The organism is Pseudomonas sp. EGD-AK9 (assembly GCF_000465935.2).
Lineage (GTDB): Bacteria > Pseudomonadota > Gammaproteobacteria > Pseudomonadales > Pseudomonadaceae > Aquipseudomonas.
In genome coordinates, this window is the sequence record NZ_AVOF01000075.1 from 1 (window position 1) to 10,127 (window position 10,127).

General features: G+C 66.4%; 7 protein-coding genes and 2 pseudogenes. 6 read left to right on the forward strand and 3 right to left on the reverse strand.

Annotated elements, in window-relative coordinates:
• From N878_RS28285 to choX, 3 genes and pseudogenes are all read right to left on the reverse strand, one after another.
• A pseudogene (locus N878_RS28285) lies at positions 1 to 108 on the reverse strand (L-carnitine dehydrogenase); the annotation flags it as partial.
• A gap of 134 nt (positions 109 to 242) precedes the next feature.
• A complete protein-coding gene (locus tag N878_RS04210) occupies positions 243 to 1,127 on the reverse strand; it encodes a 3-keto-5-aminohexanoate cleavage protein (RefSeq protein ID WP_021442438.1) in 885 nt (294 codons plus the stop codon).
• A gap of 101 nt (positions 1,128 to 1,228) precedes the next feature.
• A complete protein-coding gene (gene choX / locus N878_RS04215; RefSeq protein ID WP_021442439.1) occupies positions 1,229 to 2,167 on the reverse strand; it encodes a choline ABC transporter substrate-binding protein in 939 nt (312 codons plus the stop codon).
• 224 nt (positions 2,168 to 2,391) lie between these two features.
• On the opposite strand from choX, the gene N878_RS04220 reads away from it, so the two are divergent.
• The 6 genes and pseudogenes from N878_RS04220 to N878_RS04245 form a co-directional block, all read left to right on the forward strand.
• A complete protein-coding gene (locus N878_RS04220; RefSeq protein WP_021442440.1) occupies positions 2,392 to 3,339 on the forward strand; it encodes a GlxA family transcriptional regulator in 948 nt (315 codons plus the stop codon).
• Positions 3,340 to 3,567: 228 nt separating this feature from the next.
• The gene (locus N878_RS04225; RefSeq protein ID WP_021442441.1) at positions 3,568 to 4,545 is read left to right on the forward strand and encodes a dipeptidase; all 978 of its coding nucleotides are present in this window, start codon (positions 3,568 to 3,570) and stop codon (positions 4,543 to 4,545) included.
• 189 nt (positions 4,546 to 4,734) lie between these two features.
• Positions 4,735 to 5,265, forward strand: a complete 531-nt coding sequence (locus tag N878_RS04230; protein WP_021442442.1) for a DUF5943 domain-containing protein — start codon at positions 4,735 to 4,737, stop codon at positions 5,263 to 5,265.
• Between the two features lie 78 nt (positions 5,266 to 5,343).
• Positions 5,344 to 7,404, forward strand: coding sequence for a dimethylglycine demethylation protein DgcA (gene dgcA / locus N878_RS04235; protein WP_021442443.1), 2,061 nt, complete (start codon positions 5,344 to 5,346; stop codon positions 7,402 to 7,404).
• A gap of 189 nt (positions 7,405 to 7,593) precedes the next feature.
• On the forward strand, positions 7,594 to 9,555 hold the full coding sequence (gene dgcB / locus N878_RS04240; RefSeq protein WP_021442444.1) for a dimethylglycine demethylation protein DgcB: 1,962 nt from the start codon (positions 7,594 to 7,596) through the stop codon (positions 9,553 to 9,555).
• Between the two features lie 37 nt (positions 9,556 to 9,592).
• Positions 9,593 to 10,127 (forward strand): annotated as a pseudogene (locus N878_RS04245) (electron transfer flavoprotein subunit alpha/FixB family protein); the annotation flags it as partial.

Here is a 10,127-nt window from a genome sequence, read left to right on the forward strand (position 1 = left end):
CCAGGCGATCACGTCGAGGCCGTGGGCCAGGGCGCGGGCGATCCAGCCGGCGCCGATCACGCCGGTGCCGAGGGCGGCGAAGGTCTTGATATGGGTGACGAAGGTCATGGTGAACTCCGGTAGCCCGGATGCGATCCGGGGCATGGCAGGTGAAGTTTTCCCGGATTGCCTCCGGGCTACGGGGGATGCACACAGGCCCCCCCCCCCCGGCCCCTCTCCCAGTGGGAGAGGGGAGAAAATCGTTAACGGCGCTTGAGCTTCATCTTCTCGCGGCCTTCGGCCGGGGTCAGGGCGCGGCCGCCGAGGCGTTCGATGATCTCGATGGCGCGCTCGACCAGCTGGCCGTTGCTGGCGTGCACGCCGCGATCCAGCCAGATGTTGTCTTCCAGGCCGACCCGCACGTTGCCGCCGAGCAGCATGGCCTGAGCGACCATGGGCATCTGCATGCGGCCGATGCCGAAGCCGGCCCAGGTGATGCCCGGCGGCAGGTTGTCGGCCATGGCCTTCATGGTCGTGGTGTCGGCCGGCGCGCCCCAGGGGATACCCAGGCACAGCTGGATCAACGGGTCTTCCAGCAGGCCCTCCTTGAGCAGCTGCTTGGCGAACCACAGGTGGCCGGTGTCGAAGATTTCCAGCTCGGCCTTCACGCCCAGCTCGGTGATGCGCTTGGCGCCGGCACGCAGCTGCGCCGGGGTGGAGACATAGATGAAGTCGCCGTCGCCGAAATTCAGGGTGCCGCAGTCCAGGGTGCAGATTTCCGGCAGCAGTTCCTCGACATGCGCCAGGCGCTCCAGCGGGCCGACCAGGTCGGTGCCGGCGCCAAATTCCAGCGGCTGCTCGCCGCGACCGATTTCCAGGTCGCCGCCCATGCCGGCGGTGAGGTTGATGATCACGTCGGTGTCGCTCTCGCGGATGCGCTCGACCACCTCGCGGTACAGCGCCACGTTGCGGCTCGGCTTGCCGGTGTGCGGGTCGCGCACATGGCAGTGGGCAACAGTGGCGCCGGCCTTGGCTGCCTCGATGGCCGCGGCGGCGATTTCCTTGGGCGTGACCGGGATGGCCGGGTGCTTGCCGACGGTGTCGCCGGCGCCGGTCACCGCGCAGGTGACGATGACTTCGTAGTTCATGGAATCTCCATCCTTATTCGAGGCGAAAGGGTGCCGTACGCCGCCAGAGGCGCACGCACGGCAGGTGATGGTTGAAGAGGGAGGCGGCGCCGCGGCGCGTCTCAGTCGAGGGCGGCCCGTACTGCCGTCACGCCCTCCTGGCCGTCGAAGGTGGTCACCCCGGCCAGCAGGCGGTCGAGGTCCTGCGGATTGTCCTTGAGCCAGCGACGGGCCACGGCCTTGGCATCCTCGCGGGCCATGATCGGCTCCATCAGCTCGCTTTCCTGGGCGGCGCTGAAGGTCAGGTTATGGAGCAGCTGGTCGACGTTGGGGCAGCGCTGGGCATAGTCCGGGGCGACCACGGTCCATACCGTGGCCAGGCCTTCATCGGCGCCGAACACGTCCTCGCTGCCGGTGAGGTAGGTCAGGTCCATCTTGATGTTCATCGGGTGCGGCTTCCAGCCGAAGAACACCACCGGCTTCTTGGCCTTGACCGCGCGACTGACCGCCGCGAGCATGGCCGCCTCGCTGGATTCCACCAGCTTGAAGCCGCCGAGGCCGAACTGGTTGGTGTCGATCATCTTCTGGATGGTGGTGTTGGCCCCGGTGCCCGGGTCGATGCCATAGATCTTGCCGTCCAGCTGGTCGCGGAACTTGGCGATGTCGGCATAGGTTCTCAGGCCCGCCTCGGCCAGGTAGGTGGGCACCGCCAGGCTGGAGATGCCGTCGCTCAGGCCCGGCTCGGCGAGCACCTTGACTTCGCCCTTGTCCTGGAACGGCTTGATGTTGTCGTCCATCAGCGGCTTCCAGTAGCCGAGGAAGAAGTCGACCTGCTTCTTGCCGATGCCGGAAAAGATGATCTGCTGCGAGGCCTGGGTCTGGGTGGTTTGATAGCCCAGGCCTTCGAGCAGGGTTGCAGCCACGGCCGTGGTGGCGACCACGTCGGTCCAGCCGACCAGACCGATACGTGCCTTCTGACAACTGGCATCTTCGGCGGCCAGCAGGGAGGAACTGAACAAGCTCAGGGTGCAGCATGCGGCCAGCGCGGTAAGACCTTTCATCTGGGTGCTCCTCATCGTGTCACAGCGGTTTGCTTTCGTTCTTCTAGAGGCCGGTCGGCCCCCACCGTGTTGCGGGATCGATTGGTCCCGATGGAGCCACCTTACGCGCCGCTGCGCGGGAAAATTCCCACTTAGCCGACCATTGCTTGACCTATGGCGACCTTATCTTGCGCGGCGCTGGCGCCTGGCTTCTTAATGGAGGGCACCCTACTGGCGGATTGCCCATGACCCAGACCTTCGCCTTCCTGCTGCTGCCCGGTTTCTCGATGATAGGCCTGATGTCGGCCATCGAGCCGCTGCGCGTGGCCAACCGCTTTCGCGGCGAGCTGTACCGCTGGCGCCTGCTCAGCCTGGACGGCGAGGCGGTGGCGGCGAGCAACGGCATGTCGCTCAACGTCGAGGCCGGGCTGGAGCTGCCGGAAGAGGTCCAGGCGCTGTTCGTGGTCGCCGGTTTCGAGCCCCTGGCGTATTACGACAAACGCCTGGCCCATTGGCTGCAACGCCGCGAACGCGAGGTCAAGGTGCTCGGCGCCATCGACACCGGCAGCTTCGTGCTGGCCGAGGCCGGGCTGTTCGAGCAGCAGCGCCTGACCCTGCACTGGGAGGCGATCGACGCCTTCTGCGAGCGCTACCCGCAGCTGCAGGTGACCCAGGAGCTGTTCGAGATCGATGGCCGGCGCATCACCAGCGCCGGCGGCACCAGCAGCCTCGACCTGATGCTCGGGCTGATCGGCCGCGATCACGGCGAACCGCTGGCGGTGCAGGTCTCCGAGCAGTTCGTGCTCGGCCGCATCCGCACCCGCCAGGATCACCAGCGCATGCAGATCGCCAGCCGCTACGACCTGCACAACAAGAAACTGGTGCGGGTGATCGGCGAGATGGAGCGCCACTGCGAGCAGCCGCTGCCCTGCGAGGAGCTGGCCGAGCAGGTCGGGGTCAGCGTGCGCCAGCTGGAGCGGCTGTTCCGCCACCACCTGCACACCACGCCTTCGGCCTTCTACCTCGGCTTGCGCCTGGACAAGGCGCGCCAGCTGCTGCGCCAGAGCGATCTCAGCGTGCTGGAGGTGGGCCTGGCCTGCGGCTTCGACTCGGCGTCGTATTTCTCGCGCTGCTACCGCCAGCACTTCGCCGCCAGTCCCAGCCAGGATCGCCATGAGCGGCCGGTCGGCTAGACCCGACGTAGACCGGATGCAATCCGGGGCCAGGCGCCGCGGATTCCCCGGATTGCATCCGGCCAAGCGGTAACGGGCGGAGCGACGGCTTATCCGTTCGCGACCTCGGCTTGACGCTTTCGGCAAACCCCCAGTCGTTTTTGCACCGGGTCGCCCCGCCCCCCAGGGATAAGCTCTGTCCAAAGCACCGACGCTCCGGATCGGTCATACGCCCAGGGGACAAGCCTGATGAGCCCAGCCGAATTGCACGCCGACAGCATCGTCATCGACGGTCTGATCATCGCCAAGTGGAACCGCGAACTGTTCGAGGACATGCGCAAGGGCGGCCTGACCGCCGCCAACTGCACCGTGTCCGTGTGGGAAGGGTTCCAGGCCACGGTCAACAACATAGTCGCCAGCAACAACCTGATTCGCGATAACAGCGACCTGGTCATGCCGGTGCGCACCACCGCCGATATACGCAAGGCCAAGGAGCAGGGCAAGACCGGCATCCTCTACGGCTTCCAGAACGCCCATGCGTTCGAGGACCAGATCGGCTACGTCGAGGTGTTCAAGCAGCTCGGCGTGGGCATCGTGCAGATGTGCTACAACACCCAGAACCTGATCGGCACCGGTTGCTACGAGCGCGACGGTGGCCTGTCCGGCTTCGGTCGCGAGATCGTCGCCGAGATGAACCGCGTCGGCATCATGTGCGACCTGTCCCACGTCGGCTCCAAGACTTCCGAGGAAGTCATCCTCGAGTCGAAGAAGCCGGTGTGCTACTCGCACTGCCTGCCGTCGGGCCTGAAGGAGCACCCGCGCAACAAGTCCGACGAGGAGCTGAAGTTCATCGCCGACCACGGCGGCTTCGTCGGCGTGACCATGTTCGCCCCCTTCCTGGCCAAGGGCATCGACTCGACCATCGACGACTACGCCGAGGCCATCGAGTACGTGATGAACCTGGTCGGCGAAGACGCCATCGGCATCGGCACCGACTTCACCCAGGGCCACGGCCAGGACTTCTTCGAGTACCTGACCCACGACAAGGGCTACGCCCGCCGCCTGACCAACTTCGGCAAGATCGTCAACCCGCTGGGCATCCGTACCGTGGGCGAATTCCCCAACCTCACCGAGACCCTGCTCAAGCGCGGCATGCCCGAGCGCGTGGTGCGCAAGGTGATGGGCGAGAACTGGGTGCGCGTGCTGAAGGACGTCTGGGGCGAATGATCCCGCTACTCGGCGCCACGTAGGTTGGCGCCGAGGAACGAGGCCCAACGAGGCGTGCGCAGCGCGCCACGAGTTCACCGACAACGCCGCTGGCGGTTCTGCGAACCGGGTGTTGGGCTTCGCAAGCTCAGCACCAACCTACGAGACAGGCCGGCGCCAACTGCAAATCGAATTCTGGAGCTAGAACACATGGCCACCCACGCCCCCGAAATGCCCATCGCCGTCGACGACGAAACCGGCGTCTGGACCACCGACGCCCTGCCGATGCTCTACGTGCCGCGGCATTTCTTCGTCAACAACCACATGGGCATCGAGGAAGTGCTCGGCGCCGAGAAGTACGCCGAGATCCTCTACAAGGCCGGCTACAAGTCCGCCTGGCACTGGTGCGAGAAGGAAGCCGAGTGCCACGGCCTCGAGGGCGCCGCGGTGTTCGAGCACTACATGAAGCGCCTGTCGCAGCGCGGCTGGGGCCTGTTCGAAACGCAGAAGCTCGACCTGGAAACCGGCTACGCCGAGGTCAAGCTCAAGCACTCGGCCTTCGTCTACGTGTACGGCAAGGTGAACCGCAAGGTCGACTACATGTTCACCGGCTGGTTCTCCGGCGCCATCGACCAGATCCTCGCCGCCAAGGGCAGCCCGATCCGCACCGTTACCGTGCAGGAATACAGCGGTGCCGAGGAAGGCCACGACGACGGCCTGTTCGTCACCCGGCCACTCTGAGTCACCCATAAGAAATGCGTGGGAGAGCCGCTAGAGCGCCTCCCACACCGCTAGAGCGCTTACCGTGAGGATGCCGTAATGGCCTTCGAAGCAATGTTCCAGCCGATCCAGATCGGCAAGCTGACCATCCGCAACCGCGTGCTGTCCACCGCGCACGCCGAGGTCTACGCCACCGACGGCGGCATGACCACCGAGCGCTACGTCAAGTACTACGAAGAGAAGGCCAAGGGCGGCATCGGCCTGGCCATCTGCGGCGGTTCCTCGGTGGTGGCGATCGACAGCCCGCAGGAATGGTGGAGCTCGGTCAACCTGTCCACCGACCGCATCATCCCGCACTTCCAGAATCTGGCCGACGCCATGCACAAGCACGGCGCCAAGATCATGATCCAGATTACCCACATGGGTCGTCGCTCGCGCTGGGACGGCTTCAACTGGCCGACCCTGATGTCGCCGTCGGGCATCCGCGAGCCGGTGCACCGCGCCACCTGCAAGACCATCGAGCCGGAAGAGATCTGGCGGGTGATCGGCAACTACGCCCAGGCCGCACGCCGGGCCAAGGAAGGCGGCCTGGACGGCGTCGAGCTGTCCGCCGTGCACCAGCACATGATCGACCAGTTCTGGAGCCCGCGGGTCAACAAGCGCACCGACGAATGGGGCGGCACCTTCGAGGGCCGCATGAAGTTCGGCCTGGAAGTGCTCAAGGCCGTGCGCGCCGAGGTGGGCCCGGACTTCTGCGTGGGCATGCGTATCTGCGGCGACGAATTCCACCCGGACGGCCTGTCCCACGAGGACATGAAGCAGATCGCCGCCTACTACGACGCCACCGGCATGATCGACTTTATCGGCGTGGTGGGGTCGGGCTGCGACACCCACAACACCCTGGCCAACGTCATCCCCAACATGAGCTACCCGCCGGAGCCCTTCCTGCACCTGGCGGCCGGCATCAAGGAAGTGGTCAAGGTGCCGGTGCTGCACGCGCAGAACATCAAGGACCCGAACCAGGCCACCCGCATCCTCGAAGGCGGCTACGTGGACATGGTCGGCATGACCCGCGCGCATATCGCCGACCCGCACCTGATCGCCAAGATCAAGATGGGCCAGGTCGACCAGATCAAGCAGTGCGTCGGCGCCAACTACTGCATCGACCGCCAGTACCAGGGCCTGGACGTGCTGTGCATCCAGAACGCCGCGACTTCCCGTGAATATATGGGCGTGCCGCACATCATCGAGAAATCCACCGGGCCCAAGCGCAAGGTGGTGATCGTCGGCGGCGGCCCGGCCGGGATGGAAGCGGCGCGCGTCGCCGCCGAGCGTGGCCACGACGTGACCCTGTTCGAGAAGAAGGATGCCCTGGGCGGCCAGATCACCACCGCCTCCAAGGCGCCGCAGCGCGACCAGATCGCCGGCATCACCCGCTGGTACCAGCTGGAGCTGGCGCGCCTGAACGTCGACCTGCGCCTGGGCACCGCCGCCGACGTGGCGACCATTCAGGACATGCGCGCCGACATCATCGTGCTGGCCAACGGCGGCCATCCGTACCTGGAGCAGAACGAGCACTGGGGCGCGGCCGAAGGCCTGGTGGTGAGCAGCTGGGACGTGCTCGACGGCAAGGTCGCGCCGGGCAAGAACGTGCTGGTCTACGACACCATCTGCGAATTCACCGGCATGTCGGTGGCCGACTTCATGGCCGACAAGGGCTCGCAGGTCGAGATCGTCACCGACGACATCAAGCCGGGCGTGGCCATGGGCGGCACCAGCTTCCCGACCTACTACCGCAGCATCTACCCCAAGGAAGTGATCATGACCGGCGATATGATGCTGGAGAAGGTCTACCGCGAGGGCGACAAGCTGGTGGCGGTGCTGGAGAACGAATACACCGGCGCCAAGGAAGAGCGCGTGGTCGACCAGGTGGTGGTGGAGAACGGCGTGCGTCCGGACGAGTCGCTGTACTACGCGCTGAAGGAAGGCTCGCGCAACAAGGGCCAGATCGACGTCGAGGCGCTGTTCGCGATCAAGCCGCAGCCCTGCCTGGCCGAAACGGGCGACGGCTACCTGCTGTTCCGCATCGGCGACTGCGTGGCCCAGCGCAACACCCACGCGGCGATCTACGACGCGCTGCGGCTGTGCAAGGACTTTTAAGCCAACGCCTTCGGTGGTTGGACGGACGTAGGTTGGCGCTGAGGAACGAAGCCCAAGATCCGGTTCGCAGAACCGGCCTGCGGCATTGACCGAACACGGGGAGCGCTACGCGCTCCCCGTTGGGCTTCGCCAGCTCAGCGCCAACCTACAGGTCGCATTGTTTTCCGGTCCCGCGAAGGAGACCACGAGATGTTGAACACCCTACTGCCCATCCTGCTGTTCGCCGCCCTCGGCCTGGCCGTGCTCGGTGCCGGCAAGCGCTTCTTCATGTGGCGCCGCGGCCGACCGGCCCAGGTCGACTGGATCGGTGGCCTGCTGAAGATGCCGCGCCGCTACCTGGTGGACCTGCACCATGTGGTCGAGCGCGACAAGTACATGTCCAAGACCCACGTCGCCACCGCCGGCGGCTTCGTCCTGGCGGCCGTGCTGGCGATCCTCGTGCACGGTTTCGGCCTGCATAACCGCATCCTCGGTTTCGCCCTGCTGGCGGCCACGGTGCTGATGTTCGTCGGCGCCCTGTTCGTCGCCAAGCGCCGGCGCAACCCGCCGAGCCGGCTGTCGAAGGGCCCCTGGATGCGCCTGCCGAAGAGCCTGCTGATGTTCGCCGCGAGCTTCTTTATCGCCACCCTGCCGGTGGCGGGCATTCTCCCCGAGAATTTCGGCGGCTGGATTCTGGCCGCCGTGCTGGCCGTCGGCGTGGCCTGGGGCGTGTCCGAGCTGTTCTTCGGCATGACCTGGGGCGGGCCGATGAAGCACGCCTTCGCCGGTGCCCTGCACCTGGCCTGGCACCGCCGCGCCGAACGCTTCGGCGGCGGCCGTTCCACCGGCCTCAAGGCGCTGGATTTGGACGACCCCAAGGCGCCGCTGGGGGTGGAAAAACCCACCGATTTCACCTGGAACCAGCTGCTCGGCTTCGATGCCTGCGTGCAGTGCGGCAAGTGCGAGGCGGCCTGCCCGGCCTTCGCCGCCGGCCAGCCGCTGAACCCGAAGAAACTGATCCAGGACATGGTCATCGGCCTGGCCGGTGGCAACGACGCCAAGTTCGCCGGCAGCCCCTACCCGGGCATTCCGCTCGGCGAGCACAGCGGCGGCCCGCACCAACCCATCGTCGACCTCAATGGCAAGGCGCTGGTCGATGCCGAGACGCTGTGGTCCTGCACCACCTGCCGCGCCTGCGTCGAGGAGTGCCCGATGATGATCGAGCACGTCGATGCCATCGTCGATATGCGCCGTCATCTGACCCTGGAAAAGGGCGCCACGCCGAACAAGGGCGCCGAGGTGCTGGACAACCTGATCGCCACCGACAACCCCGGCGGTTTCGCCCCCGGCGGCCGGCTGAACTGGGCGGCCGACCTCAACCTGCCGCTGCTTGCCGACAAGCAAGAGACCGACGTGCTGTTCTGGGTCGGCGACGGCGCCTTCGATATGCGCAACCAGCGCACCCTGCGCGCCTTCGTCAAGGTGCTCAAGGCCGCCGACGTCGACTTCGCCGTGCTCGGCCTGGAGGAACGCGACAGTGGCGACGTGGCCCGTCGTCTGGGCGACGAGGCGACCTTCCAGAACCTGGCCAAGCGCAATATCGCCACCCTGAGCAAGTACCGCTTCAAGCGCATCGTCAGCTGCGACCCGCACAGCTTCCATGTGCTGAAGAACGAATACGGCGCCCTCGGCGGCCATTACCAGGTGCTGCACCACAGCACCTTTATCGACGAGCTGGTGCGCAAGGGGTCGCTCAACCTCGGCCAGAGCAAGGCCAGCAGCGTGACCTATCACGACCCCTGCTACCTCGGCCGCTACAACGGCGAGTACGAGGCGCCGCGCGCCGTGCTCAAGGCCATCGGTATCGAGGTGAAGGAGATGGAACGCTCCGGCTTCCGTTCGCGCTGCTGCGGCGGTGGCGGCGGCGCGCCGATCACCGACATCCCCGGCAAGCAGCGCATCCCCGACATGCGCATGGTCGACATCAAGGAGACCGGCGCCGAACTGGTCGCCGTGGGCTGCCCGCAGTGCACCGCGATGCTCGAAGGCGTGGTCGCCCCGCGCCCGGAAATCAAGGACATCGCCGAACTGGTCGCCGAGGTGCTGATCGAGCCCACCGAGGTGGCGGCAAAAAAGCCGGCAGCCAGGCGTGAACTGGCGGAGGTGCAGTGATGAAACGACAATCCCAGTGCATCCAGGAGGCCCAGGCATGAGCGACATCATCCGCCGCGACCCGCGCGCCGAATGGATCGCGCGCAACCGCCTGCACCCGCTGCATGCGGCCATGCAGAGCCAGAACCAGACCAGCTGGATGGGCCCCAACGGCCTGATCCGCAAGAACCCCCATGCCATCGCCGCCGGCTTTATCGGCCCGGCCGGGATCAAGCGCATCGACCGCTCCGGCGCCCAGCAGGGCGGCGGGCAGAAGCGCGGCGCGGCCAGCGCCGTGGTGCAGCTGCCGCTGCACCTGGTCGAGCAGCCGAGCCATATCATCGCCGTGGTGCCGGACATGGTCGGCGGCCGCCTGTCCAGCCACGACAAGGACCTGCTCGGCCTGGCCCGGCAACTGGCCGGCGATAGCGGTGCGGTGCTCGCCGTGCTGTTCGGCGAGGACAAGGAAAGCGCCTTCGACAGCGCCGGCGTCGACCGGTTGCTGCGCATCGCAGGCGAGACCTTCGACGGTTACGCCCCGGAAGCCCGGGTGCTGGCGCTGAGCGCAGTGGACGGCCAGTTCGCCCCGCGCC